We start from the raw sequence: 26,086 nt of genomic DNA, 5'->3' as shown, positions 1-26,086 counted from the left end.
TATTTCCCTTCACGCTGGTTTTGGCATTGGTGGCGGGGTCAGCTTCGCGAGTTTCCGGAGGTTTTGGGCTGCTGCGGCGAGGTGGAACTCATCACGCGCTCCGTTTGGCCCTCGTAATCGCAGGCGATCCAGCTTGAGGATGCGTTTGAGGTGAGCAAAAAAAACCGGTAACTTCTCCGGGGTTTAGCACGGATTGTTAGGCCGGCTTCGTCCATGACCATTGCTTTTGCTCAAGGAGGCAACGGTGGCGGTGGAATGGACGATGACGATTGAGGGGAAGAACGAGTTCGGCGACGTTTGCCGCGGGGAGGTGCGAATTGATAAGAGTTGGGAGCACCTGTTCGACGGAGAGGTCGGCTTGTCGATCGAAGAGAGCAAGAAGATCATGGCGGCGCTGCAGAGCGCGGTCGTGAATCACGAGGCAGAGACCTATTCGCTCTTTCGTCGGGTCTGCCCGGATTGCTACACGTTCCGACCGGTCAAGGACTACACGGCGCGCCGGATCCGAACAGTGTTCGGGACAGTCGAGGTGCGCAATCCCCGCTGGGTGCTGTGCCGGGATTGTCACCCGGGCATAGCCGGCGCCTTCGCACCGCTGAAAGAAATCTACCCCGATCGGGCTACGCCCGAGTTGATGGAACTGACAGCACGGCTGGGAAGTATGATGCCGTACCGGCAGGCAGCGAAGGTGCTGGCCGAATTCCTACCCGTCGAGCCGACCGAAACGCACGCCACCGTGCGCAAGCGCACCATCAGGATCGGCGAGCGGCTGGACGATCAGGTTGCACAGGAAGAACGGCGCGCCGGGTCTCATCAAACGGATGAACGGCGCCAGCTCGAAATGCATCTACCCGGTGACCGACGCAAGGAGTTCGTCATCAGCATCGACACGGCTCATGTCCGCAGTGCCGATCCCAATTCAGCGCGAAACTTCGAGCTGGTTGTGGCCCGATGCGGCCGCGGCGGTCGCGGAAACCGACGGGCGCTATTTCGTCACCGGCAGCACCGACGAACAGGCAATCCGAGACCGAGCTCTGCATGCCCTTCGGCGTGAAGGATACTGCGGCTTCGGTGACGTCACCGTGATCTCGGTATAGCGCGGCATCTCGGATGCTGCCGAAATCCTCAAGCGGCTGCCACGGGCGATGCCGAAGCCGACAGCCCACATCATCGACTGGTTCCACATCGCCATGAAGATCCAGCCCATGCAGCAGATCGTCGATCACCTGATCCGCTCCAACTCTGACCGTGCCGAGGAACTGCTCACAATTGCCAAGGACATCAGAGCCGCGAAGTGGCGTCTATGGCACGGCACGCATCACGGCTTCGCAGATCGCCTCGGCGTCCGCGGCGTCATTTTTCTGCCTTTTCACGTAGGGCTTCACATAGGCCGGCGGCATCAGCCGCACGTCATGCCCGAAGACCGAAAGTTGTCGTGCCCAGTCATGGGCGGTCCCACAAGCCTCGATACCGATGAGGCAAGGCGGAACCTGCACGAAGAATTTCAGCATCTGTTGGCGACGTAACTGTCGCCGCACAACTACATTGCCATCGACATCAATCGCATGAACCTGGAACACCGATTTCGCTATATCGATGCCTACGGTAGAAATCTCTTTCATTCGAACGCTCCCGGTTTGTCCATCCTAACCGATGCCATCCTAGCACCGGCGGAGCGGGAGCCTTCCATCCCATCGATTTTCTGCAAATATCGCGGTAGGGATGCCCATTACTGGGCACCCCCCGCACAGATCCGGACGAGCGGAATTCCCGCATCCGGCTCCGCCGCCGAAGCGTCTGAACCCAGAGCCTGATGATGCGGTCGCGAAAGGCGCCGAGCGACCGAAAATTGGTCGGTACAGCGTGATAGGCATAGTAGACAGCAAGCACCTGCTTCAGCCATCGTCCCTGCTCTGGGATGGGCCAATGCATGCGCCGTCGCAACTCGTTCTTGACCTCCGTCAGCTTCGCCACTCTGCGGTCCCTCCGGCTTTTCCGGAGGATCTGGAACCGGCCCTGCCGGGTCTTGCCGCAGATGTGCGTAAAACCGAGGAAGTTGACGTCTCCGGTTTGCCAAGCCCTTTCCTGCGGCGAGCCTGAGCCGCATAGCGGCCAAACTCGATCAGTCGGGTCTTTTCCGGATGGAGTTGCAACGCAAACTCCTGTAGCCGTTGCCGCATCATGTCCCAGAAGCGCCGGGCATCGGCTTCGCGTTCGAAGCCAACCACGATATCATCCGCATATCGCACGATGATCATGTCGCCGGTGGCCTCGCGTCGTCGCCAACGATCGGCCCAAAGATCAAAGACGTAGCGCAGGTAGATATTGGAAAGTAGCGGCGAAATCACCGATCCTTGTCCCGTTCCCCTTTCACTTACAGTAACGATCCCGTCTTCCAGAACACCCGCCCTGAGCCATTTGCGGATCAGGTGGATGATGCGCCTGTCACCGACGCGATGCTCCACGAAACGGACCAGCCAATCCTGGCTGACGCGCTATAAGCCCGCAACGTCGGCGTCCAGAATGTAGCTCACCTTCCGCGTTTCGATTCCGACAAACAGAGCGTCCAGCGCATCATGCTGGCCGCGCCCTGGTCGGAACCCATAGCTGAACCCGAGGAAGTCCTCCTCGTAGGTTTGGTTCAGCACCGTCGCTGTCGCCCTCTGGACAATCTTGTCTTCAAGGGCGGCAATTGCGATCGGTCGCTGCCATCCGTCTGGCTTCGGTATATACGTCCGCCGAGACGGAAGGGCACGATACATTCCCCGTTGAACCCGACTATGCAGGTCCAAGATCCTTTGATCGAGGTCTGCTTCGTAGGTTCGCCACGTTTGTCCGTCCAGGCCGGGGGCTGCGTTACGCTTGAGTGCGTAGAACGCCGTCCTCAGCATCTCTGGATTGATGTGATGGAAGAGAGAGCGGTGAACTTCTCCTTCTTCCTTTGCCTTGCAGCATTCCGTATGCGGTCCAGCGCATGGGACACACTTTCCCGGTCCTGTGCCCGGCGCGTGCTTTGCTGGTCCGCATTCCCCTTGGTTCCTGCCCTTGGCTCCCCTTGCTCCGCCACCGATACTCCGGCGTTGTTCTCAAGGTTCGTTGCTACTATGGCAGGATCTGACTCCTCGAGATCGTTCTTCACCGGATTCGCCTCCTCGCCTTCCCGATGCGGACCAGCAGTGGCATCCCACTCTGGCCAATCCCGAGGTCTCCCGGTTCCCGCGCAAGGAGCGTCCATGCATGCCAGGGTCTCAGACCACGCCGGGTTCAATCGACACTCGCGCTGTCGCACCGATTCATATTGCCTTCCGCACACAAGACGAACGTCGGCACCCGAGAAGCGTCAATCTCGCGGTTCAATGGCTGGCCTACATGCTCCCCTGTCAACGCTTCACGCACAGCCTCACGGCTGCCCGCGCATGACTCGGGGTCAATGTGGATCGCTACTCCTTCATTGCAATGGACTTTCACCATCTACTCCTTGCCGGTTTCTACCGGCGCACCTTGTTCCGACCCCAACTCCCATCGTCTGAGCTGTTTGGCTTCTCGGGCCTTGTCGACGGACTACGCCGTGGGATTCGCCGACGCTGCTCCAATCCTGCTTGTCGGCACGCACGTGGCCGTGCAAATAGCCATCTGCAGGCATCCGGATCGCATGAATCTGCGTCAGAAGCTCTCCCATCTGGCGGTAGCCTGCGTGATATCACCCTCGGTCATCCCGTGACGGAGCGAGCGGCCGGGGAGGTGCGTCAACAACGAATAACGCAGCGGGAGAAGGAAACGCGTTTCATCAACGCGCAGCCACGTAGGGACCGGCACCGTCAAATCGCTCGTCCAATACCCACAGCGCGTTGGCTCCCCTTGCGATCAACCGCGCATCAGGCCCACGCTCTCCTTTAAGCCGAGCCGCTCGATCCGGACATAAAGCGTGCTCTTGGCGATGCCGAGGTCACGAGCAGCGGAGGTCAGGTTGCCCTGATGCTGGCGGATGGCGGCAAGGATAGCCTCGCTTTCAGCGCGCACCAGCGTGCCCGTGGCCGCAGCGGGTGACCCGAAGGCCACGTCCACCCGGTTCGTGCCGGCAAGCTCCGGTGGCAGGTGGCCGCCCGAAAGGCTCGCGCCGCCGCTTTCGAGTAGCATGCCTTCCAGCACGTTGCGCAGTTCGCGGATGTTGCCTGGCCAGTCATGACGATGAAAGACTTCGAGAACCTCCGGCTTCATGTCCGGCACCGGGATTTCGTATCGGCGGGCAATCTCGGCAAGAAGATGCTCCGCCAGCGCAGGGAGGTCGCCTGCCCGGTCGCGGAGAGAAGGCAGCTTCAACGTCGTCACGGCAATCCGGTAGAAAAGGTCGGGGCGAAAGCGACCCGCCTCGACCTCGGCCTTCAAATCGCGATTGGTTGCCGCAATCAGGCGCAACTTGACCTTACGCGGTTGATTTTCACCAATGCGGTAAACCTCTCCGGCCTCGAGCACACGTAGGAGATGCGGCTGGAGATCAAGTGGCATTTCACCGACCTCGTCGAGGAATAGCGTACCGCCATCCGCGGCCTCGATCTTGCCCGTCATGCCGCCGCGCCGTGCGCCGGTGAAGGCACCCTCGGCATAGCCGAACAGTTCACTGGTCAGAAGCTCCCGGGAGAAGCCACCGCAATTGATGGCGACAAAGGGCCCGGAGCACTGCACGCCGCCGGCATGCAGTGCCTGCGCGAAGGCATCCTTACCGACACCGGTTTCGCCAAGCAGGAGAACCGGCACGGGGCTTTTGGCTAGCAGGCGGGCCCGCCGCACCGCCTCCAGATAGGCCGGCGAGCGGCCGGTCAGGCGGTCGAAAGGGTCGGCGGCAGCCGGAGGGTTGCGCGGCAAGGCCCGCAGGCCGGCGCGACGCACCACCGCGCTGCGGTCCGGCAGAACCAGCACCGCCCCCAACCGCTCCCCTTCCAGCAGAATCGGTTCGATCCAGTTGTGGTCGATCCAGTCGGGCATGTTTTCCGGCGCGACGCGCCCCTCACGCCAGGGCAGCGTCAGATCGCGGATCGCGCTTGCCGGACTGCCCCGCCCCTTGGCCAATTCCGCCATCAGCGTGGCCGCCTTGTCATTGGTCTTGATCGCCCGGCCGGAGCGATCGAAAACGATCAGGCCGTCGCCACCTGGCGCGCGCAGCCGCTCGAGACAATGGTCGAGAAGCCGATAGCGCAGCTTCATTTCCCGCTGTCCCAAACGGTTCTCGATCCGCCCCGCGGCGGCCACAGCCAGCGCAAGGCTGTGTCGGCTGTAGCTCTCGCTCAGGCCAGAAATATCAATCGCCCCGAGTGTTACGCCGCTCAGCGGATCCCGGATGACGCTTGCCGAGCAGGACCAACGCTTGATCCCGGAACAATAATGCTCCGCCGAGTGAATCTGTATCGGTTGGCCGATCTGAAGCGCCGTACCAATGGCGTTGGTGCCGCAGACAGCTTCGCTCCAATTAGCGCCCGGCATGAGGCGGATGCGCTCCGTCGGATCACGCAGCGTGCGATCGCCCTCGACACTCAGAACCACCCCTTCCGCATCCGTCAGCACCATGACGGTGCCGGTTTCGAACAGAAAATCGCGTGCGGACGCCATGACCGGGGTGCTGGCTCTGACAAGGTCCCGATTATCGCCGAGTATGCCGTGCAACGTCTCTTCGACTACGGGATCAGGCGCATGCGAGCGCCCGGGATCGACGATGCCATGGCAGCGCCGCCAGGAATCGTCGATCAGCCTTCGGAGCGCATCCGAAGCCGGATCCTGCCCGCCCATGAAGAGCTCCCAGGATGACATGATCTTGTCGTCGTTTTCCGGACGTGAAAATGTCCGGTACGAACCGTTGCCAGTCACCATCGCTCCTCCTCCCTTTTGCGGCGCCCCCAAAACCACTCAACGACCGGCATCCCCTCCCCGGAACGGTTTCCAGCAGCCGCCTCTCCCAATCTATGGATCCAACGATGAGAGACGTTTAACACCAAAAAAGCATCTATTGCATTCATTTTTCGTGGGCCCTCGCCACCCGAAGGGCGCAGCTACGTCCGTCGGCGGCCGCTCTCCGAACGCCAACCGTCCGGTTTCCGGACGGTCCCGAAACAAGTCACATCCGCCATGATTTCGCTAAGCCGTTGTTCCGGCCTCAACCTTTCGGTTGCGCGGAACGTGGCAGGAATCCTGCTTCTCTTCTCCTTCGGGAGGACTGACAATGACGGACAAAAAAAGCAATCTCTCCGGCGCGAATGCCTGCGGCCGGGTGCCGGTGACGATTCTGACGGGCTTTCTCGGGTCCGGCAAGACAACCTTGCTCAATGCCCTCACCGCCCGTCCGGACATGGCGGGCGTTGCCGTGTTCATCAACGAGTTCGGCGATGTCGGCATCGACCACCATCTCGTCGAGCGCGTGGACGACACATTGGTCATTCTCGAATCCGGCTGTCTCTGCTGCACGGTTCAGGGCGATTTGATCGGGGCCTTGATGCGGCTGCATAAACGCATGTCGCGACGGGAGATCTCGCCGGTGAGCCGAGTGCTGATCGAAACCACGGGCCTTGCCGATCCCGCACCCGTGGTGCGGGCCTTAATGGAGGACCGGCTGGTCTCCGCCCGTTTTCGTTGCGACGGTGTGCTGACCGTGGTCGATACGGAGCGCGCCCGCGCGCAGATCGCCCGCCACCGTGAGGCACGGGTGCAAGTGAGCCTCGCTGACCGGTTGCTGCTTTCCAAATGCGACCTCGCCAGCCGTGCCGAGCGAACCGCGGTGGAGCGAGAGCTTGAAGCACTGAACCCGGCGGCGGTACGTCTTGCGCTCCGCCACGGCGAGGCCGATCCGCAGGTTCTCTTCGGCGGCGGGCTCTATGTTTCGGGTCAGGCGCCCGCCGCCGTAACCGGCTGGCTTTCCGGCCAGCGCAATGCGGCGAAAAGCGTCTTCCATTGCGAGCCGCATTCAGGAAGGGTCTCGAGCTTCGTCGTGACGCTGGAGGAGGCGACCGGCTGGCGCGGCTTTGCGGTCACGATGGGTGAAATTCTATCACGCTGGGCTGGGCGGCTGCTCCGGGTAAAGGGCCTTGTCTCCGTCGCCGGCCTCGACCAGCCGGTGGCGGTGCAATGCGTGGATAGCGCCGTCTATGCGCCCCTGCGGCTCGCAGCCTGGCCCACCTCCGGCCCTCTCATGGATCGGCAGGGCCGGCTGGTCTTCATCGGCGAGGATCTCGATGCGCACGTCGAGGCGGATATCCGCGCCCGGCTGGTGGCCCTGCCCGGCGACCGCGAAGCGCTTCGCCGGGCTGCCGTCGCGGGACTGCCGACGCGCACCTGGCTCGGCGAACGCATGCCGCTCACGCCCCGGCCCGGCCTCGTCTCGGATGCGTTCATAATCCAGCCGCGCGTTCTCGGCGAAATGCCTGCGCGGATCTGAAGGATGCGCGGCGCGACGGAACTTCGGCTGGGACAGACCCCTTCGCTGCGCATGACGCAGGTCATGCAGCGCGCCATGGCGCTGCTGCAGATGGACAATGCTGAACTGGCCGGCGCTCTGGCCCAGGAGGCGGCGGCCAATCCCTGCCTGCAGGTCGAACTGCCCTTTCCCGCACCGACGACCGGCGGTGGCCCGCCGCGCTGGCGCCCCTCCCCGTTCAGCGCGGAGGACGGGGAAAGCGAACGAGTTGCCGCGCTGGCCGCCAGCCTCTATGGCCACGTCACAACCCAGATCGGGCTGCTGTTCCGCACCCCGCGGGAAACCGCCATCGCACTGGTCTTCGCCGAAGCGCTGGAGCCGAGCGGCTGGCTCGGCATGGAGGTGAACGCGATTGCCGCGCGCGCCGGCTGCTCCCCCGCCGAGGCGGCGAGGGTGCTGGCTCGCCTTCAGGAGATGGAACCGGTCGGGCTCTTCGCCCGCTCTCTCAGCGAATGCCTCAGCCTGCAAATCGCCGATCAGGGCGCGCTGACGGAACCGATGCGATTGCTTCTCGACCGGCTTCCGCTGCTGGCGCGCGGCGAAATGGCGGCACTTGCCGGCCAATGTGGGGTGAGTGCCGAACAACTCGGCGTGATGGTCGCCCGACTGCGCCGCCTCGACCCCAAGCCCGGTGTGCGCTTCGAGGCGTCACCCGATTTTCGTCGCCCGCCGGATCTCCTGGCCGAGCGCGACAAAAGTGACAGGTGGCAGGTCATGCTCAACCGCGAGAGCGTGCCAAAGATCACGATCGACCCCACGGCCGAGCCGCGGGGTCCACGCGCACTTGCGGAAGCGCGCTGGCTGGAGCGCACGGTGGAGCGCCGCAACCGCATGATCCTGGAGGTCGCGGCTTTCGCCATCGGCGTCCAGCGGGATTTTCTCGAATACGGCCCGGCCCGGCTTCAGCCACTGACCAACAGCGAGGTGGCTGCAGCCATCGGCTGCCACGAAACGACCATCAGTCGCATCCGCACCGGTTTGACGGTCGAGACACCGGCGCGGATTCTGCCGCTTTCGGCCTTTTTCGCCCGTGGCGGCACGGCCCGTCCCGATGGCGCAGGGGTGCCCGGCCCGGCGATCACGACATTGATCGCGGAGTTCATCGCGGCGGAGCCAAAGGACAGACCACTGACCGACGCAGACATCGCCGAGGCCCTGGACGCCCGAGGCATTCGCGTTTCGCGCCGAACCGTTGCCAATCGCCGCCGCGAGGCGGGGTTTCCGGGCGCGGCGGATCGTATGAAGGAGAGGAGAAGAACATGACACGACCCGCAAGCGGGAAGAAAATCCATGGCTCGGCGAGACAGGCGCTCGACGGGCTCCTGTTCGACGGCATGACCATTGCGGCAGGCGGCTTCGGCCTCTGCGGCATTCCGGAATGCCTGATCGACGCACTGGTTGAAAGCGGTGTGAAGGATCTGACCATCGCCGCCAATAATTGCGGGGTTGATCATTTTGGCCTCGGCAAGCTGCTCGACACCCGGCAGATCCGGAAGATGATTGCCTCTTATGTGGGCGAGAATGCCGAATTCATGCGGCAATACCTGGCCGGCGAACTGGAAATCGAGTTCAACCCGCAGGGAACGCTGGCCGAACGCATGCGCGCCGGCGGTTCCGGCATTCCCGGCTTCTACACGAAGACGGGCGTCGGCACGGTGATCGCCGAGGGCAAGGAGCACAAGCAGTTCGACGACGAGACCTATATTCTCGAACGAGGCCTTGTCGCAGACCTCGCCATCGTCAAGGCGTGGAAAGCCGACGAGAGCGGTAATGCCGTCTTCCGCAAGACTGCGCGCAACTTCAACTCGCCGGCGGCGATGTGCGGCAAGATCTGCGTGATGGAGGTCGAGGAAATCGTGCCGACCGGCAGCCTCGATCCGGATCGCATCCATTTGCCCGGCATCTATGTCCACCGGCTCATTCAGGGGCCGCACGAAAAGCGCATCGAAAAACGCACGGTTCGTCAAAGGGAGGACGCTTGATGGCCTGGGACCGCAATCAGATGGCGGCACGCGCCGCACGCGAACTCGTGGACGGAACCTATGTCAATCTCGGCATCGGTATTCCGACCCTCGTGCCGAATTTCATTCCCGATGGCGTGTCCGTCACGCTGCAATCGGAAAACGGAATGCTGGGCATCGGGCCGTTTCCCTATGAAGGCGAGGAGGATGCTGATCTCATCAACGCCGGCAAGCAGACGGTTTCGGAAATGCCCGATACGGCCTATTTCGATTCAGCCACGTCCTTCGCCATGATCCGCGGCGGAAAGATCGCCATGGCGATCCTCGGCGCGATGGAGGTGAGCGAAACCGGCGATCTCGCCAACTGGATGATCCCCGGCAAGCTCGCCAAGGGCATGGGCGGCGCGATGGATCTCGTCGCCGGTGTCGGCCGCGTCGTTGTCCTGATGGAGCACGCCAACAGGGAAGGCGAATCCAAGGTGCTGAAGGCATGCACACTGCCGCTCACCGGCACGCGGGTCGTGGACCGGATCATCACCAATCTCGGTGTGCTCGACGTGGTCGAGGGCGGCCTGAAGATCGTGGAACTGGCGGACGGCACCAGCGACGCCGAGCTTCGCGCCGCCACGCAAGCGACCATCGTCGACTGACAGCCTGATCGCCGACACAGCAAAGCCGGGACCGAAAGGCCCCGGCTTTGCTTTGAGCGTGACGGAGGAGGAACAACTGTCAGGCGCGCATCCGTGCCAGCGCATCGAGCACGGCTTCCGGCGGATGATCGGGCGGAATGCGTGCATAGCGGAATTGCGTGGTGCCGATTTCGGGTAAATCGCCGCCGGCAAACAGCGGCAGGCTAACATCCTGGCCCTGCACCCGATCGCCGCCGCCGATCACCGCATCGAACAGGGGCTCCTGACCCGGTCGAACGCCGCGCCCGACCACGGCCCAACGATAGTGGCGGGCGGCGTTGAAGACGGGCGCATAGCGGTCCGCCGGCCCCGCTGCGCCTTCGGCCTCTTCGATTAGAAGGCCGCCAACGGGACGCGCGCCAACGCATCGGACGAAATCGGCGATATACATCGCCGCATCCTCCACCGCGTCGTCGTCGCGCCCTTCGGCTTCGCGTCCGACCATGCGTTGCGCTTCATCGAGCCAGACGGCTGGCGACGGCATTGCCAGAACCATGGGAATCTGGCCCTGAAGATTGGCCGCAACCGCCTCGGCTACCTCGTCCAGAAGCTTGCGTGGCCCCTCCTCCTCCAGCATCCGACGCAGGGGAAAGGTCGCGCGCTTCTTGGCTGCCATCTCCACCGCCAGTCCCGGATGGCGCGCTATCCAGGACCGGTAGAGATCGCCGACGGGCACGACGGCAACATCGGCCCGCAACAGGCCGCGCGCCTGCGAGAAGAAGGAAAGGTATTTTGCCGCCCCATCGGCCCAGGGATCGCCCTCGGGACCGAGAAGGAGCCGTCGGGCATAGCCCGACGACTCGAGCCAGACCCTCAGACGGTTTGCGCCCGACCCGCCGGGCAGCATCTCCGCGAGACTAGCGCTCATTGCTTCTCGCCTCCCATCGCGCCCAGGGCCATCAGGCGTTGCTCGAGTTCGGCAATCCGCACATCCTTCGGATGCGCCATGTAGTTCGGCTTCGGCTCGTTGCAGCGCCGGCTCTTGTCGGGCGACCCCATGTAGAGCGTGTCCACATCATCGCCCCAGCAGCCGAAATATTGCAGATGCGCCGGCGGCTTGGGCTTGTTCCAGCCCTTGACGAACTCCGAATAGGGCACCGAGCGGGCGATGCGCGCCTTGCGCTCGTCGGCACGGGCTTTTTCCGTGGCGTCGAAGTCGATGGCAAGCGTCACCGGATCGAAGACTACCTTGTAGAGCCGGGCCGCCACTTCCGGCGACATGAGGCCTTCCTCGATATCGCGGACGACACCCACCGGATCGCGCTCCAGAACGTCGCCATAGCCGGCACCCGCCCCTTGCGAAATCATGAACAACTCGCCGCGCTTCGAAATCTCGAAGCCCATGCCCATGTGGTGGGTGGTGTAGCGCGCGCCCTCGAAAGGCTGCTCGTTCATGATCTCCTCGATGGAGTGGCGGAACTTTTCCGGCTGGTTGAGCAGAATGTCATAGACATCGACGCCCTGCACCTTGGACAGCGGGTAGCAACCGCAGGCATAACCGCCGAACAGGCCCTGGATCGGAGGGATCTTGGCACCTTGCGCAGTGGTCATGAAGCCCCACTGCTCGCTATCCTTGGTGGCGACCATCATCGTGTAGCCCTGGCCGCCGCGATACTTGCCGGGCGCAATCGCGTCTCGCGTCATCTTCTTGGAAACGAGCTGGAGGAAAGGCACTTCCTCCTCGTTCAGTTCCTGCTCGCCGATGTCGGCCATGGTGGCAAAGATCGGCGCCAGCGCGTGCTCGCCATCCCGGTCCACCGTCGCGCCCGCGCCCATGCCGTTGAGGTCGGCGCAGAGGTTGCCGAGCGTTTCGCCATGCTGGCTGACCCCGCCCCAGATGAAGGTGTTGATCATGTTGAAGGTCGGGGCATGGACCTTGGTGAACTTCTCCGGGCAGGAATAGAGGAACTTCGCCACCGCATGCTGGCCGGCGGTGAAGCCGGTGAAGATCGACATCAGCGATTGCGAGTTCGGCGCGTCATAGGAGCAATTGACGATCGAATGCGGGTCGGTGATCACTTCGATCGGTGCGAACGCCGCCTGCCCGCGCGGCAAGTCCGGCCAGACATAGCACAGGAAGACCTGCGCCAGCATGCCCTTCAGGCCGGCGACGATGGTGTTCGTGGCGCGGTTGGTGAATTCCGGCGAGGAACCCCGGAAGTCGAAGATCAGCCGGTCGCCGGTCTTGGTGAGCTTGCAATTGATCTTCACCACGCAGTTTTCGCGCAGCGTCGAATCTTGGATGATGTAGGTCCTGACCGTCATGTCCGGCCATTCGGACACGCGGCGCTTCACTTCGGCGCGGACGTTTTCCATGGTCAGGCGCAGGGTCGCAACGAGTGCTTCCGGACCGTCGGAATTCAGTGTTTCCTCGATGCGCTGCTTGATGCGCAGGCAGGCGAACAGCTTCACCTTCATGTCTTCATATTGCAGCTTCGGTTCGCGCACAGAGTTCTGCAGGAAGGTGAGAATGTCCCGCTTGATCTGGTAGTTCTCGACCACCTTGAAGGGCGACATCTTCAGCCCCTCGTCGCTCGGGCTTTCGGCCATGGAGGGCATGCCGCCCGGCTCGATGGCACCGTTCTCGCCCTCATGCACGGTGGAGGCCACCCAGCAGACCAGCTTGCCCTTGTGGAAGATCGGCAGGATCATCGACTGGTCGGTGTTGTGGACATTGCCGTAACGGCTGTCGTTATGGATGAAGCCGTCACCTTCCTTTACGCCCACCGTCGGGTCGTTCATCCAGTTCTTGATGATGAACTTGATGGGGTGGTGCACGAGCGCGGAGAAAATCAGCACGCCACCCGCCGAGGCGATGGCAAGGTCGCCCGACGCCGAATAGACGCCGGTGATGACGTCGCCCCACTTGGCGCCGGGGGCCGCCCCCATCTGCTCGACCATTTCATAGCCTTCGTCGCAGCCGGCCTGGATGCGGTCGCGGATCTTGGCGACGATGTGGCTGTCGGAAACCCTTGTGACGGCCTCGTTTTCCTCTGCCGTGCGCGGCATCAGGTCATGGTTCTGCATGATCTCCGGATCGGGTCCGAGGAACAGCGTGGTATCGTCGAGGAACTTCTTGATGAGATTCATCTCTTCGAGCGAGGGCATTTTCGCCCGGATATCGATCTTGTTCATGGAATTCTCCTCCAGTCGGGTTGGGCGTAAGGCCCGGCGCTCCTCCAGCGCCGGGCTGGCCGTTTTCAGTGGCGGGTGACGGGATTTTCGTTGCGCAGGAACCAGGAGGCTCCCTGCTTCGCCGTTACATAGGTCCAGCCGGGATTGACGAGGAAGGTCGTGACCTCCGAGGCGACAATGGCCGGTCCCGCGATCTCGATGCCGGGTTCCAGATCCTTGCGCGCCCAGACCGGCGTTTCGAACGGCCCGTCGTGACCGACGAAATGGCAGGTGCGGTGGCTGGAAGGCGCAGGCGGCGCCTTGCGCTCCGGTTTCGGCACGGGCTTGATATCCTCGAATTTCACGGTCTCGTGCCGCGCGTAAGAAGCGACGCGGATCGTGTTGATGCGGATGCCCGCTTCCGGCGCCTGCGAGCCCTCGCCGAAACGCTTGCCGTAGTCGGCCGAGAACTGCGAGATGATCGACAGCACCTCGCCCGGCCCATGGACCTCGTGATTGGGAATGACCGCCGTCGTCTGCACGAGCTGGTTGCCGTAGCGCATGTCCAGTTCCAGATCGTGACGGATATCCTCCAGCGGCACGCCCTGGCGCAGGAGGTCCTGCCGGCCCTTTTCCTTCAGTTCGGCGACGATGGCGTTGAAGCGGTCGTAGTCGTCGAAGATGTGGCGCGTATTGCTGTCGTAAAGCACCATGTAGAGCGACTGCTCATGGATGTGGAGCTGGTGCATGTTGCCGGCACCGACCGCCGAGAAAACCGACGAAAGCGGCGGCGCCAGAATGCGGTCGATATTGAGGTTCTGGGCAATGCCGCAGCAATGCAGCGGCCCGTTGCCGCCATAGGCCAGCATGGTGAAGTCCTTGGGATCGTACCCCCTGGCGCGCAGCTCGGTGAAGAGGCCGTTGGCCATGTTGTCATCCACCTTCTCGCGGATCAGCTTCGCCGCCTCGATGACCGAGCAATCGAGTTCGTCGCACAGCGCATCCTCGATGGCCGCCTTGGCGCGGCGCGGATTGAGCGGGATCGAGCCGCCGGCATAATTTGCCGCGTCGAGATAGCCGAGCAGCAGGTCGGCATCCGTCACGGTCGGGCGCAGGCCACCACGGTCATAGCAGGCCGGGCCGGGATCGGAACCCGCACTTTCCGGACCGCATTTCACCGTCTTGTACATGCGGTCATAGGACGCGATGGACCCACCGCCGGCGCCGAGCGTGACGAGGTGGACCATCGGCACCGATACAAGCCAGCGGTCGATGACCGGATTGAAGTCGTAGTGCTTCACCCCGCCTTCCACGACGATGCCGATATCGTAAGAGGTGCCACCCATATCGGTGGCGACGACATTGCCGAGGCTCGCCTGCATGGCGAGATGCTCGGACGCGCCGATGCCCGAAACCGGACCGGAATGGATGGTCTGCAGCGCATCGGTGGAGTTGAGCTGCGCCATGCCGCCGGAATTGTGGATGACCAGCATCGGCTTGTCATACTTGTGGGCGCGCAGGTTCTGCTCCAGCGCCGAAAGCGCGTGATACATCGTCGAGTGCAGATAGCCATCGACGATGGCCGAGGTGGCGCGCACATATTCGCCCTTCCGGCCCGCCACCTGATGCGACAGGATCACCGGGATCGCACCGAGCAGATGCGAGGGGTATTCCTCCAGGACGATTTCCTCGATGCGCTGCTCGTGCTCGGGGTTCACCACGGCATTGACCAGCGCGACGACGATGATCTGGGCGCCGCGATCCACCAGTTCGCGAAGCTGGCGGCGCACGTCCTCCTCGTCCAGGGGCATGACGAGCTTGCCCTGGAAATCGAGCCGCTCGCGGATGCCACGGATCATGTGCGGCTGGACCAGCGGTTCGGGACGCTGGGCGTTCGGCATGTCCTGCTGGCCGAGATTGTCGAGGCCCTCGCCATAGCCACGGGCACGGCTGAGCGGCACCGTCGCCTCATAACCGGCCGTGACCAGCATGCCGATCTTCGGCCCCTTATGCTCGATCAGCGCATTGGTGCCGAGCGTGGTGGCATAGCGGACGCTGTCGACGGATTGCAGGATCTGCTCCAGCTCCAGCCCAAGCACGGCGCAGGCCTTGCCGAGGGCCTCATTGAAGCCCATGGCCAGATTGTGATGCGTCGTCAGCGCCTTGGTTTCGATATATTGCTGGCCCCAGACGACAAAGCAGTCGGTAAAGGTGCCGCCGATATCAACGGATACGCGTTTCATTCTCGCTCCCTATCTTTCGCAAGGGGATCGCGCCGCCCTCCCCGGCAGGCGCGTCCCTGTGAATGGTCAGATCCCCGCGCCCCATTGCGCGGGGCGCCGGCATCAGTGGCCGTGGCCGCGACCGGGTACCACGGCGGGGCCGGCGTCCGGCAGCATGTCCGGACCGCGCTTGGCCCACTGGGCCTTCAGCGCGGGCACATCGACCTGCATGTCCTGCAACGGCGGATGGCCGGGAACGGTATATTCCGTCTCCACCTGCGTGCCGCAGTTCGGGCAGCAGAATTCGAGAATGCGCACCCATTCCGGGTCCGGGCTGAAGGTGAAGCGGTAGCGCTCCGGATCGAGGATCGGCGGATGGATCTCGCGCGGATCACGGTTGTGAACCAGCAGCCCTTCCTTGTAGTTGCCCTCGGCGGGCGCGATCTCGTGGTCGCATACCCGGCATTCCCATGTCTCCTTGTCGAGATCGATGCGGAGATATTCGGTCATCGGAATTTTCATATGGTCAGTCCTCCCGTTCCAGAATGATGTCGCCCGCCTCCGAGACGACGAAGCCCCAGCCCGCCGGCACGCGGGCCGTGAAGTAGTCCTCCTCAAGGATCGCCGGTCCGCTGGCATGATCGCCATCCGCCATCGATGCGAGGCGATAGACGGGCAGATCGACGCGCCCCTTGCCGGCCACCAGAACGTTGCGCTTTCCATCGGCCTTCGCCTCAGCCCTAAGCGGGAAACCGATATGGCGGGTCTCGTCGTGACGCAGGCTCTTCACCGCGTTGAGTTCCAGTTCGACCGTAGAAGCCTGCGCCACTTCCGGCGGGAAGTCAGGCGCATCACCCAGCGACACGATCTTCTCGCCATCCGCCGTGTCGGCAACGAGGCGGGCGGAAACCGCGTAGCTGCCTTCCTCAAACCCCTCGGCGAACATGTCGCGGGCGGCCTTGCGCTTCAGTGCATCGAGGGCGGTTGCAAGCCCCGCCGTCGAGCGATCCTCGAGCGTCACGGCATAGCCCTGCGAGACATCGCAGGAGCCGATGCCATAGGCGGAAAACACCGCCGCCATGGCCGGCACGGCAACCCGGCGGATACCCGCCTTGTCGGCCACACCGCAGGCGTTCAGCGGCCCGGCGCCGCCAAAGGCCAGCATCACCGTGTCCGATCCGATCTTCGTGAAACGGTGCAGTTCATCGGCAATCTTCGCCTCATAGGCATCCGACATGGCGAGGACCGCCGTATCGAGATCGATGCCCAACGGTTCGGCGATATTGCCGCGAACGGCCGCTTCTGCGCGGCTCGCATCGAGCCCCATGCCGCCACCGAAATAGGAAGCGGGATCGAACAGACCGGCCAGTAGGCTGGCATCGGTGATCGTCGCTTCCTTGCCGCCGCGCCCGAAGCAGGCAGGCCCCGGCAGGGCGCCGACACTTTCCGGACCGATGGCGATATGGCCGTCCTTCACCTTGAAGATCGAACTGCCGCCGGCACCGGCACTCATGATTTCGCACAGCGGGAAGGACACGCTGATGCCTTCGACATGACCGCGCCGGATTTCAGCGACCTTGCCATCCGTGCACTGGCCGATATCGGTTGTCGTGCCGCCGACATCGATGGAAACGGCATCGCGGAAACCGTAAAGCGCCGAGAACGCCTTCACGCCTTCCATGCCACCGCGCGGGCCGGAGGAATAAGTCTTGATCGCCACCGTCTTCGCCACGCGCGAGGCATCGCCGTCGTTGCGGAAGATCAGCAGCGGGTTCTTGGTGCGGAACGCCCTCAGCCGGTTTTCGGCATTGTAGAGGAAGGCCTCCATCGAAGGATGCAGGAAGGAGTTGATGAGCGCCGACCAGGCGCGGCGATCCGGATTGCGGTCGGAGGTGAGATCCGACGTATAGAGAACCGGCACGGCCCCCAGAAGATGGCGTGGATACTTGCGCAGCACGATCTTCTTGACCCGCTCTTCGGCCTCCAGGAAGCCGGCGCCGCCAAGCGCGATGACCAGACGGTTCGCACCCCGGGCGGCGAGCTGGTTGATGACCTTGACGACCTCCACCTCCGCTTCGGGAGCGTCGAGCATGGCAAGGTCGATGAAGCCGACACGGTCGCCCACCAGCGCCTCGAACACTTCCGGATCGTGCGCCCTCAAGGCGGTCGGCAGTGCCGCAGAACCGGTGTCGAGAACAAGACCGAGCTTCGGCCCCTTGCGCTCGCAGATGGCATTGGTGCCCTGCGTCGTGGAATAGCGGATGAGGTCGACCTCTTCGAGAAGCCGCTTCACGTCCGCCGTGCCGTAGACCACTTCGGAGGCCTTCTGCAGTCCCTCGAAAAAGCACTTCGAAAGATCGTAAGGGGTGGTCAGAACCTTGGTTTTCTTCACGCCGTCATCCGACATGATGCACACGTCGGTCAGCGTGCCGCCATTATCGATGTTGATTTGCAATGCCATCGCGCATTTCTCCTCCCGTTCCTGTCAGGCGGACCTTTCGGCCCGTTCGGCGCGTTCTTCGCGCCGGGCTTTGCGGTTGCGGCGCGCGGCAGGCTCCTCCCCGCGGCACCGGACCGTCTATCCCGAGAAACAAGTGAAGCAGGTTTGCTTCCACGCAGCGGCGCTGCCGGAGGCAATCCATCAAGCAATTGAAACGATTTTATTATTTTCGGTATCCGCTGAACGCGGCACGGTGCCCCCAGGTTAGGGCGTCCGGTTTCCGGACGGTCGCGCGGCGTCTCCGTCCGAAAGAAGGAAGGTCAACGTTCGACGATCATCCGCGCGACCAGTTCTGCGGGGAGCGGGAAAAAGGTGGGGGTAAGAGATTTCGGGTAAACAGGTGCCTTTTCTGAAGGGGCATTCGTTGGCGTCGCAGTTAAAGATGATCATCTCGGTCGAGCTTGTTGGCGTTGACGGCGTGTCGCAGCGTTGCGAAATTGCCAAGGTCGACCGGTCTCTCGATGGCGCCCGTCTCAACGATTTTGGCCTCTCCCCTGAAGAAGCCAAGAAGATACAGCGGCGCTACAACAGGAACTGACGCAGTTTCAGACGGATCAAGCCGCCCAGCGAGATCGGAAGTGCCACGACTGTAGCCGCCGTCGCTCGGTGCATGATAGTAGGTATCGTACGATCCATTCGCTGTTTGGATCTTGCAAAGTGCGTGTGCCGCGGTGGTGCAACTGTGCCTGCGGATCGACCGCGAAGTTGGGCACGGGAAGCGTCGAGACCCTGTTGAATGGCCGAGCTACCCCGGAGTTGGAGCGCATCCAAGCCGACTGGGCTCCCGGATGTCATTTCGAGAAGCAGCCCGTGTACTTGATATCTTTGTGCCGGTCACGCGGCCTCATAATCATCGAACCGTAAGCAACCGGCTGGGCAAGGTTGCCGATCAGATCGAAAAGTGGGACGTCGCAGGCCCCTATCGTATCAGTCGCGCCGGCAAGTCTCCCGTTTCCGTTTTTATTGATGGCGCCTATATTCGCGCGGTTCCCGGCTATCAAAGCCGACATTTCGAGATCGCGATGGGACGCGTTGTTGCGCAAGGCCGAGCACCGCGTCAGTTTGCCGGTGCGCCGAATATCGCTACCGGCAAACACCATATCGTTCGCGCAGCGATGCGCGCGCAAGGATGGCTGCCTGGCCGAGACGTCACTGTCTTTAGCGACGGAGAGGTCGGGCTGCAGAGTATCGTCCTCAGCGCAACACGCGAGCCCGTCACGCATATTCTCGACTGGTTTCATCTATCGATGCGGCTGCGGCACATTGAGCGGGCCTGGGAGGGCATCAGGCATCTGCAAAATCTGGATGTCTATCTGCAAAACGTCGCGGTCCATGTGCCCAGGCTTCGGCATCTCCTCTGGAGCGGATATGTCCGAGAGGCAAGCGAAGCCGTAAAGCAGATGCTCGCCCAATTGGATCAGCATCCCGGATTTCGCGACGCCCCCGGCAAAATCAGGCGCCTATACGAGCTGATCAACAATCTTGGCACCTACCTGGGGCAGAACGCAGCTTCGATCGTCAACTACTGTCGGCGATACTGGTCCGGTCAGCCGATATCCAGTTCGCCGGCCGAAAGTGCCGCCAACAGCCTCGTCAATGCTCGTATGAATAAGAAGCGGCAAATGCGTTGGACACCGATCGGCGCTCATCGGGTTCTTCAAGTGCGAGCCGCCATCGCGGACGGCCGTCTAAAACAGGCAAAGCTCGACCTCACAGCCTAACCCCAGCTTTTTCCCGCTCCCAATCTGTTCGTCATGATGCTGCAGTTCACCGGCGAACGGCGGGATTGAGCATTTCAGGTGCGCATGGTGTCATATCGACCGCCTATACCCCTCGCTCGCGGGCAGGCCTTTTCATCGGCCGCACCCCCGCAGCTTCGATTGCGGTGCCATATCAGGCGGCGCGTCTGCCGGTCACTGATGCGGTAGTAGAGCGTATGGAGCCTGGTCTTTCCCGGTCGTTCTCCAATCGGAACCGGCTGACCAGTTGCGCCAGATCGGTTGCCTCCTGGGCGAGAGAATGGCTGGAGGCTGCCGTTTCTTCCACCATCGCAGCGTTCTGTTGCGTCATCTGATCCATCTGGTTCACGGCCGTATTGATCTGATGCAGGCCTGTCGACTGCTCCTGCGTCGACGATGCGATCGCACTGACCAGACCGGTGATATCGCCGATCTGCTTGACGATTCCGCGCAGCGCTTCACCGGTCTGTCCCACCAAAGCGACGCCCTGACCAACCTGCTGTGACGAGGTGGAGATCAGCGTTTTGATGTCCTTGGCCGCGTTGGCCGACCTTTGGGCCAGTTCCCTGACTTCCTGGGCGACGACCGCAAATCCCTTGCCCGCGTCGCCGGCCCTTGCGGCTTCGACACCTGCATTCAGGGCGAGAAGATTGGTCTGGAAGGCGATTTCGTCGATGACGCCGATAATCTGCCCGATCTGGCTGGAGGATTGCTCGATCTGCGACATGGCATTCACGGCATTGTCGACAATGACGCCGGATTGCTCCGCGGCTGCCCGTGCCGATGTCGTGACATCGGCAACCTGACGCGCACCTTCGGCCGTCTTCTTCACCGTTGCGGTGATCTCTTCGAGAGCTGCGGCGGTTTCCTCCAGCGAGGCCGCCTGCTGTTCGGTTCTCTTCGAGAGATCGTCGGACGCGTGGCTGATCTCCGTGGAGCCGCTGTGCATGCTGGTGATCGCCGTGGTAACGGCCTTCAGGATTTCCTGCAGATTGTCTGCCATCGTGTTGAAATCTGATTTCAAGGCGGCTGCCTTCTGCGCAAAACCGGCGGTAATCCGGTAGGTAAGATCCCCGCCGGCAAGCGCCGACAGGCCCTGGCCGAGCGCCTCGACCGTAATCCGGTCTTCTTCCGCTTCCCTCGCCGTCTTCTCCTTCAGCAGGATTTCCTCGTGGACATCCGTCAGGGAGCCGCAGGCCCGGATGGTGATGCCATCGGCTTGATGAATGCACCCGCCGGTCGCGCGAAACCAGCGGTAGGAACCGTCCCGCATCTTCAGGCGATACGTCACATTGTATCGAGCACGTCCCGTTTTGTCCGTCAGGTGCCCGCCGAATGCTGCGAATGTCGGGGCGACATCATCGGGATGAAGGCGCTCGGACCATGACTGAACGACGTTGGGGAAATCCTTGGCGCTGTCGTAACCGATCATGCGCCGGAACTCGGCGGACCATGTCCAGCGGCTTTGCGGATGCATGGCGTCGCCATTGTGCAGGACAGCCTCCCACAAACCGATACCGCATGCCTCGTCAAGCAGGCTGGAACGCTCGCTGACAGCCTGTAGCTGGGCCTTCAATTCTGAAATATCTTTGGTCTTGCGTGTGGTGAATATAGACATGTCCCCTCCCGGATCGGCAAATGCCAAATCAGTATCGCGGATATGAAAATAGAGTCCGGTTAATTTCCAATGAAGCCCTCGCGAAGACTATTTTCACAGGCGGCGTCCACCGCTGCTCGATGTTGAGAGGTTCGGACCGGGATGACATTCCTGCAGCAGGGAAAGTGCCCATCTCGCCGCTCCCCAGCGCCCGCATCAGTCCGGAATGTCGACCTCGACATCCAGGAATGGCGCATATTGCTGGGCGCCGAAGATGTCGGCATCCCCGGGGCTGCCGCTCGGCCGCAGCCGCAAAATGGTGAACTTGATGGCCGAGGCCGGATCGTATTCGACGAAATCGGTTAGCCCTGCCGGGAGAGCATGAGGAATTGTGGGGAGGGCGTCTCCCGCCGGTCTTTGCTTTCCATTTTGCCCTCCTTACGCCCGGCCGACCTCATCGAAATTCAATGCCGGCTACATACTCTGTCTAACCCCGCCCCACAATTCCTCATGCTCCCCTGCTTCGGTCGGGAGCTGCCACCGGGTTTTGCGGCAGCCCCTGGCTGTTTTCGTCAGATCACCTGGCCGCCTGATACTTCAATCCGCTGTGCGGTAATCCAGCGGTTGTCCGGGCCGAGAAGGCTCGCCACCATGGGCCCGATATCGTCGGGGACGCCCACACGACCGAGCGCAATCATGCCGGCGAACTGTTTGTTGAGATCGGGCATGTCGCGAACGGCACCGCCGAGGAAGTCGGTCTCGATGGCCCCCGGGGCCACCGTGTTGGCGGTGATGCCGCGTTCGGCCAGTTCCTTGGCCATGTAGAGGGTCAGGATCTCGACGGCGCCCTTGGCCGCGGAATAGGCCGAGAAACCGGCAGCCGAGACACGCGTCAGGCCCGAGGAGAAGTTGACGATCCGACCGCCATCTGCCAGCAGCGGCAGCAGGGTCTGGGTGAGAAAGAAGACGCCTTTGACATGGGTGTTGAAGAGGGCGTCGAACTGGGCCTCGGTCGTCTCAGCGAAGCTTGCCATTTCGCCCTGGCCGGCATTGTTGACGAGATGGTCGAATGTGTCGCGGCCCCAAGTCGCCGACAGGGCATTGCGAACATTGTCCGCGAAGGCCTTGAATGAGGCGACGTTCGTCACATCGAGCTGCAGGGCGACCGCCTTTCGGCCGAGTGCTTCGATTTCGGCCACGACGGCTTGCGCATCGACAGCACCACTGCGGTAGGTCAGGATGACGTCGCCGCCATGACGCGCGATGCTGACTGCGGTGTTGCGGCCGAGGCCACGGCTGCCGCCGGTGATGATGGAAACTGTATTCATATCCGTTCTCCTTCAATCCGTTTGTTGGTGACAGGAATTTTATGACAGGGGTCGCGGTCCGGCGGTTGCCGGATCCTCGGCGAGCCTTGCCTATTTCTCCAGCTCGGCACGTGGTGCGGGCTGCAGAATGCGATCGACCATCTGCGATCCAGAGCCGAGATAATTTGCGGGATCGGTGAGGTGACGCAGGCGCTCACGGCCGAGCGGTATCGCCACCTCCTGCGTCCCCGCGAGTACCTCGAAGAGCGGCCTGCCGGCTTCCACCGCGCGACGGCAGGCGGCATAGACGAGATCATGTGCGGTCTGGCGACCGGTCAGGGGGGCGAGTGCCATCATCACCGCCTCTGCGACGATCAGGCCCTTCGAGATCCCCAGGTTCGCCAGCATCCGGTCCGGATGGACGACGAGCCCGGACAGCATGAAGCTTGCTTGTAAAAGAGCCCCGAAGGTCAGGGCAAAACTTTCCGGGATGGCGGACCATTCGAGGTGCCACGGTCCCGTTGCGCGCTCGAAATCGTGGACCATTGCGTCGAGCATCAAGCCCGAATGCTGCCTCACCACTTTGGCGGCCGCGATGATGAGTTCGCAGGAGATCGGATTGCGCTTTTGCGGCATGGTACTGGACGCGCCGCGATGACGGGCAAAGGGCTCCGAGACCTCCCCAAGTTCCGTCGCCATCATGACGGAAACGTCGAAGGCGATTTTGGCAAGGCTGCCGCAGACCAGCGCAAGGACCTGCACGACCTCCGCCATGCCGTCGCGGGCGGCGTGCCAAGTGATCCTCGGGATCGCGAGGCCCAGGATTTTAGCGAGTTCCGCCTGGACGGCCAGCCCATGCTCCCCCAGGGACGCCAGCGTTCCCGACGCCCCGGAAAACTGCACCACGAGAACGCGCGGGCGCATCTGCGCCAGGCGTTCGCGATGTCGCTCAAGACCTGACAGCCAGACGCCGGCCTTATAGCCGAATGTGATCGGCAACGCCTGCTGCAGGTGGGTTCTCCCGGCCATCGGCGTATCACGATGTTCGGCGGCCAGGTTGCGCAACGCGGCAACAGTATCGTCCAGCTGCCGTTCGATGAGATCGAGCGCATGCCTGATTTGCAGGACAGTGGCCGTGTCCATGATGTCCTGTGTCGTCGCGCCCCAGTGCAGATAACCTCCGGCCTCGCCACAGGCATCGGCCATTTGCTCGACCATCGGCAGGATCGGATAGCCGACGAGCTCCGTCTCGCGCGCAAGTCGGGTCATGTCGAAACGGATCGTCCGGGCTGCGGTGGCGATCGAAGCGGCTGCGGCCTCGGGGATGAGACCAAGACGCGCTTCGGCTGTAGCGAGTGCGACTTCGGTTTCGACGCACCGGTCAACAAAGGCACTACTGTCGAACAGGCTGCGCATTTCGCCATTGACGAAGCCGCCGCCGAACAAAGGGGAGTCGAGGAGAGACAGCGAGCTCACGGCTGATCTCCGGCGGCTTCCGCCTGAGAAGGCGAGCTGAGGAAATGCACGCGCATCAATGCACGCGCACTGGCGCTTTCCTGGATGACGGTCAGGGCCACCGTCATGAGAATGAGAAGCCCGACCGACGCGCAGAAGATCGTTGATACGGAAAAAAGTGCCGCGCTCCGATTGATTTCCGCATTGGCGAGTATCGACCATCCGAGTGAAAGCAGGCTGGTCACGCCGAAGCTGCATGTCCCCAGCGTCAACAGTTCCGTCGCACGCAGCTGAAGGCGAACCCGTCGGCCGGAAAGCGCAACTGCCGCGTCAGTATCCGAGTAAAGCCTGGCTGCCTTTCCGCCTTGCCCGGCGCGGAGGGACTGAAGACTTCTCCACTGATCGACCGAATGGGCATGGCGAATGTTCACCCTGTCCTGGAGAATGGCGCAAACATTCGCCAGAACGGCCGGTCCGGCCACAAATGAGAGGGGAATTGCGGGGTAATCGATGGGCAACATGGGTCGGGCTCCGCTCGCGCCCCAGGTGCCGTTCGTTCGGCACCTGGTTCGTTGCTGCTTCGGTCAGGCGAGGTTGACGTGCTTGGTGATGGTGTAGGGCTCGAGGATCTCGATGCCGCCCTCGGTCCCGATTCCGCTGTCCTTCCAGCCGCCCAGTGGGGCTTCGGGCAGATGCGCCAGGCTGCCGTTCACCGAAACGGCGCCGTATTGCAGCGCGTCGACAAGTCGGTGCTGCCTTCTGCCGTCATGGGTGAAAACATAGGCCGACAGCCCGAATTCGAGCCCGTTCGCAGCCTCAAGCATAGCCTCTTCATCGGAAAAAGGCAGGATCGGCGCGACGGGACCGAACGGCTCCTCGTGGAGGACGGCAGCGTCCTCCGGCACCTCCGTCAGGACTGTCGGAGCATAAAAGAAGCCGCGCTCACCGAGGCGTTCTCCACCGGCGAGGATGGTCGCACCCCGTTCTCGCGCATCGTCGACGAGGAGGGCTATGGCCTCGACACGCCGCTCGCTGGCCAGGGGGCCTACATCGGTGGCTGGATCCAGACCGTCTCCGACTTTCAGCCCCTTGGCGACCTCGGCAAAGCGTCTTGCAAAGGGCTGGGCAATGCTTTCCTCGACGAAGAAGCGGGAGGGGCAGAGGCAGATCTGTCCCGCATTGGTGAACTTGGCCCGCGCCAGCAGTTCCGCGGTCGCCGCCGGGTCCACATCGCCGCAGACGACGACCGGCGCATGGCCACCGAGTTCCATGGTCACCGGCTTCATGCGAAGTCCCGCCGCCGCAGCGAGCTTCTTGCCGATCGGGATCGAGCCCGTAAAGGTGATCTTCGCGATGATCGGGGACTCGATGAGCTGGGTTGAGATTTGATCGGCGTCCCCGAAGACGACGGCCAGCGCCGCCGGGTGAACGCCTGCCTCCAGCAGGGCCTCTCCCATTGCCAGGACGCAACCGGGCGTTTCCTGTGACGGCTTGCAGATGATGGCGCAGCCGGCCGCCAATGCGCCGGCGAACTTCTTGGCGGCGAGCGCCATCGGGAAGTTCCAGGGCGTCAATGCCGCGACGACGCCGATCGGATGCGGCTGGACCTCAATGCGCTGGCCAGCTTGCCGTCCCGGCACGATGCGGCCCGCGATCCGTCGGGCCTGCTCCCCTCCCCATTCGATAAAGTCGGCGGCGCGATGAACCTCGTCGCGCGCCTGGGAGAGGATCTTGCCCTGCTCCAGAGTCAAGATGTGCGCGATCCGGCCTGCGTCGCGGCGGATGATGCTGGCGGCATCCTTCAGGATGCGGCCACGCTCCCAGGCCGGCACCGCCTGCCAGGATTGCAGGCCGCGCCGGGCGGCGGCGAGCGCGTTTTCAATATCCGCCGTCGAGCTGTAGGCCACCTGTCCGAGACTGTCGCCCGTGGCAGGATTAATTACATCGACGGCGGCGCCTTCCGAACCCTCGCGGTGATCACCGTTTATCAGAAGCTGAAACTTGCTCGTCATTCTCGCGTCCTCTTGATGTTCGCCAGTGCCA

17 protein-coding genes and 4 pseudogenes are annotated in these 26,086 nt (G+C 62.7%); 6 read left to right on the top strand and 15 right to left on the bottom strand.

The features are described 5' to 3' along the window. Positions 1–9: 9 nt before the first annotated feature. Positions 10–165: pseudogene (locus QEO92_RS29015) on the bottom strand (transposase); the annotation flags it as partial. 79 nt (positions 166–244) lie between these two features. Between QEO92_RS29015 and QEO92_RS29010 the strand changes: the two are divergent. Then, positions 245–1,054, top strand: a complete 810-nt coding sequence (locus QEO92_RS29010) for a hypothetical protein (RefSeq protein WP_227705599.1) — start codon at positions 245–247, stop codon at positions 1,052–1,054. Between the two features lie 259 nt (positions 1,055–1,313). On the opposite strand, the pseudogene QEO92_RS29005 reads toward QEO92_RS29010, so the two are convergent. From QEO92_RS29005 to QEO92_RS28995, 3 genes and pseudogenes are all read right to left on the bottom strand, one after another. After that, positions 1,314–1,622, bottom strand: a pseudogene (locus QEO92_RS29005) (IS110 family transposase); the annotation flags it as partial. Between the two features lie 339 nt (positions 1,623–1,961). Then, a complete protein-coding gene (locus QEO92_RS33335) occupies positions 1,962–2,465 on the bottom strand; it encodes a reverse transcriptase domain-containing protein (protein ID WP_482809870.1) in 504 nt (167 codons plus the stop codon). A 1,399-nt stretch (positions 2,466–3,864) separates the two neighbouring features. Beyond that, positions 3,865–5,862, bottom strand: coding sequence for a sigma-54-dependent Fis family transcriptional regulator (locus QEO92_RS28995; RefSeq protein ID WP_227705598.1), 1,998 nt, complete (start codon positions 5,860–5,862; stop codon positions 3,865–3,867). Positions 5,863–6,211: 349 nt separating this feature from the next. On the opposite strand from QEO92_RS28995, the gene QEO92_RS28990 reads away from it, so the two are divergent. Genes QEO92_RS28990 through QEO92_RS28975 form a run of 4 tightly spaced genes read left to right on the top strand, consistent with a single transcriptional unit; the run spans position 6,212 to position 10,070 of the window. After that, entirely contained in the window at positions 6,212–7,420 is a 1,209-nt protein-coding gene (locus tag QEO92_RS28990; RefSeq protein ID WP_227705597.1) for a CobW family GTP-binding protein, read from the top strand. A 3-nt stretch (positions 7,421–7,423) separates the two neighbouring features. Next, entirely contained in the window at positions 7,424–8,722 is a 1,299-nt protein-coding gene (locus QEO92_RS28985) for an RNA polymerase factor sigma-54 (protein ID WP_037156302.1), read from the top strand. Then, positions 8,719–9,441, top strand: a complete 723-nt coding sequence (locus QEO92_RS28980) for a CoA transferase subunit A (RefSeq protein WP_037156300.1) — start codon at positions 8,719–8,721, stop codon at positions 9,439–9,441. The genes QEO92_RS28985 and QEO92_RS28980 overlap by 4 nt, the downstream gene beginning before the upstream one ends. Continuing rightward, positions 9,441–10,070 carry a CoA transferase subunit B gene (locus QEO92_RS28975; protein ID WP_037156298.1) on the top strand — a complete coding sequence of 210 codons (630 nt, stop codon included), beginning with the start codon at positions 9,441–9,443 and terminating at the stop codon, positions 10,068–10,070. The genes QEO92_RS28980 and QEO92_RS28975 overlap by 1 nt, the downstream gene beginning before the upstream one ends. A 79-nt stretch (positions 10,071–10,149) precedes the next feature. On the opposite strand, the gene QEO92_RS28970 is transcribed toward QEO92_RS28975, so the two are convergent. From QEO92_RS28970 to QEO92_RS28950, 5 genes are all read right to left on the bottom strand, one after another. Beyond that, positions 10,150–10,977, bottom strand: coding sequence for a hypothetical protein (locus QEO92_RS28970; RefSeq protein WP_037156296.1), 828 nt, complete (start codon positions 10,975–10,977; stop codon positions 10,150–10,152). Continuing rightward, complete coding sequence (locus QEO92_RS28965; protein WP_227705596.1) at positions 10,974–13,244, bottom strand: hydantoinase B/oxoprolinase family protein; 2,271 nt, start codon at positions 13,242–13,244, stop codon at positions 10,974–10,976. Before QEO92_RS28965 ends, QEO92_RS28970 begins: the two co-directional genes overlap by 4 nt. Before the next feature lie 65 nt (positions 13,245–13,309). Next, positions 13,310–15,466 carry a hydantoinase/oxoprolinase family protein gene (locus QEO92_RS28960; RefSeq protein WP_227705595.1) on the bottom strand — a complete coding sequence of 719 codons (2,157 nt, stop codon included), beginning with the start codon at positions 15,464–15,466 and terminating at the stop codon, positions 13,310–13,312. Between the two features lie 102 nt (positions 15,467–15,568). Next, complete coding sequence (locus tag QEO92_RS28955) at positions 15,569–15,967, bottom strand: acetone carboxylase subunit gamma (protein ID WP_227705594.1); 399 nt, start codon at positions 15,965–15,967, stop codon at positions 15,569–15,571. Between the two features lie 4 nt (positions 15,968–15,971). Next, positions 15,972–17,906, bottom strand: a complete 1,935-nt coding sequence (locus QEO92_RS28950) for a hydantoinase/oxoprolinase family protein (protein WP_227705593.1) — start codon at positions 17,904–17,906, stop codon at positions 15,972–15,974. Between the two features lie 403 nt (positions 17,907–18,309). Here QEO92_RS28950 and QEO92_RS28945 point away from each other — a divergent pair. After that, positions 18,310–19,666: pseudogene (locus tag QEO92_RS28945) on the top strand (ISKra4 family transposase). Between the two features lie 172 nt (positions 19,667–19,838). Here QEO92_RS28945 and QEO92_RS28940 read toward each other — a convergent pair. From QEO92_RS28940 to QEO92_RS28915, 6 genes and pseudogenes are all read right to left on the bottom strand, one after another. Then, a complete protein-coding gene (locus QEO92_RS28940) occupies positions 19,839–21,302 on the bottom strand; it encodes a methyl-accepting chemotaxis protein (RefSeq protein WP_407722184.1) in 1,464 nt (487 codons plus the stop codon). Between the two features lie 195 nt (positions 21,303–21,497). After that, positions 21,498–21,647, bottom strand: a pseudogene (locus QEO92_RS28935) (DUF4387 family protein); the annotation flags it as partial. A gap of 206 nt (positions 21,648–21,853) precedes the next feature. Continuing rightward, the gene (locus tag QEO92_RS28930) at positions 21,854–22,609 is read right to left on the bottom strand and encodes an SDR family NAD(P)-dependent oxidoreductase (protein ID WP_037156287.1); all 756 of its coding nucleotides are present in this window, start codon (positions 22,607–22,609) and stop codon (positions 21,854–21,856) included. A 90-nt stretch (positions 22,610–22,699) separates the two neighbouring features. Further along, a complete protein-coding gene (gene pcaB / locus QEO92_RS28925) occupies positions 22,700–24,064 on the bottom strand; it encodes a 3-carboxy-cis,cis-muconate cycloisomerase (RefSeq protein ID WP_227705592.1) in 1,365 nt (454 codons plus the stop codon). Further along, the gene (locus tag QEO92_RS28920) at positions 24,061–24,564 is read right to left on the bottom strand and encodes a hypothetical protein (RefSeq protein ID WP_227705591.1); all 504 of its coding nucleotides are present in this window, start codon (positions 24,562–24,564) and stop codon (positions 24,061–24,063) included. The genes pcaB and QEO92_RS28920 overlap by 4 nt, the downstream gene beginning before the upstream one ends. A 63-nt stretch (positions 24,565–24,627) precedes the next feature. Further along, positions 24,628–26,055, bottom strand: a complete 1,428-nt coding sequence (locus QEO92_RS28915) for an NAD-dependent succinate-semialdehyde dehydrogenase (protein WP_227705590.1) — start codon at positions 26,053–26,055, stop codon at positions 24,628–24,630. Positions 26,056–26,086: the final 31 nt, after the last annotated feature.

It is taken from the genome of Neorhizobium petrolearium (genome assembly GCF_029854435.1).
GTDB classification, from domain to species: Bacteria; Pseudomonadota; Alphaproteobacteria; order Rhizobiales; family Rhizobiaceae; genus Neorhizobium; species Neorhizobium petrolearium.
This window is presented reverse-complemented; position numbering and strand designations above follow the sequence as displayed.

What these genes read in the sequence shown, in the direction of transcription:
- QEO92_RS28950 (WP_227705593.1), bottom strand. Translation starts at nt 17,906, where the DNA reads ATGGCATTGCAAATCAACATCGATAATGGCGGCACGCTGACCGACGTG.
- QEO92_RS28960 (WP_227705595.1), bottom strand. Translation starts at nt 15,466, where the DNA reads ATGAAACGCGTATCCGTTGATATCGGCGGCACCTTTACCGACTGCTTT.
- QEO92_RS28965 (WP_227705596.1), bottom strand. Translation starts at nt 13,244, where the DNA reads ATGAACAAGATCGATATCCGGGCGAAAATGCCCTCGCTCGAAGAGATG.
- QEO92_RS28940 (WP_407722184.1), bottom strand. Translation starts at nt 21,302, where the DNA reads ATGTCTATATTCACCACACGCAAGACCAAAGATATTTCAGAATTGAAG.
- QEO92_RS28985 (WP_037156302.1), top strand. Translation starts at nt 7,424, where the DNA reads ATGCGCGGCGCGACGGAACTTCGGCTGGGACAGACCCCTTCGCTGCGC.
- QEO92_RS28980 (WP_037156300.1), top strand. Translation starts at nt 8,719, where the DNA reads ATGACACGACCCGCAAGCGGGAAGAAAATCCATGGCTCGGCGAGACAG.
- QEO92_RS28990 (WP_227705597.1), top strand. Translation starts at nt 6,212, where the DNA reads ATGACGGACAAAAAAAGCAATCTCTCCGGCGCGAATGCCTGCGGCCGG.
- QEO92_RS28920 (WP_227705591.1), bottom strand. Translation starts at nt 24,564, where the DNA reads ATGTTGCCCATCGATTACCCCGCAATTCCCCTCTCATTTGTGGCCGGA.
- QEO92_RS28995 (WP_227705598.1), bottom strand. Translation starts at nt 5,862, where the DNA reads ATGGTGACTGGCAACGGTTCGTACCGGACATTTTCACGTCCGGAAAAC.
- QEO92_RS28915 (WP_227705590.1), bottom strand. Translation starts at nt 26,055, where the DNA reads ATGACGAGCAAGTTTCAGCTTCTGATAAACGGTGATCACCGCGAGGGT.
- QEO92_RS28955 (WP_227705594.1), bottom strand. Translation starts at nt 15,967, where the DNA reads ATGAAAATTCCGATGACCGAATATCTCCGCATCGATCTCGACAAGGAG.
- QEO92_RS28930 (WP_037156287.1), bottom strand. Translation starts at nt 22,609, where the DNA reads ATGAATACAGTTTCCATCATCACCGGCGGCAGCCGTGGCCTCGGCCGC.
- QEO92_RS28975 (WP_037156298.1), top strand. Translation starts at nt 9,441, where the DNA reads ATGGCCTGGGACCGCAATCAGATGGCGGCACGCGCCGCACGCGAACTC.
- QEO92_RS28970 (WP_037156296.1), bottom strand. Translation starts at nt 10,977, where the DNA reads ATGAGCGCTAGTCTCGCGGAGATGCTGCCCGGCGGGTCGGGCGCAAAC.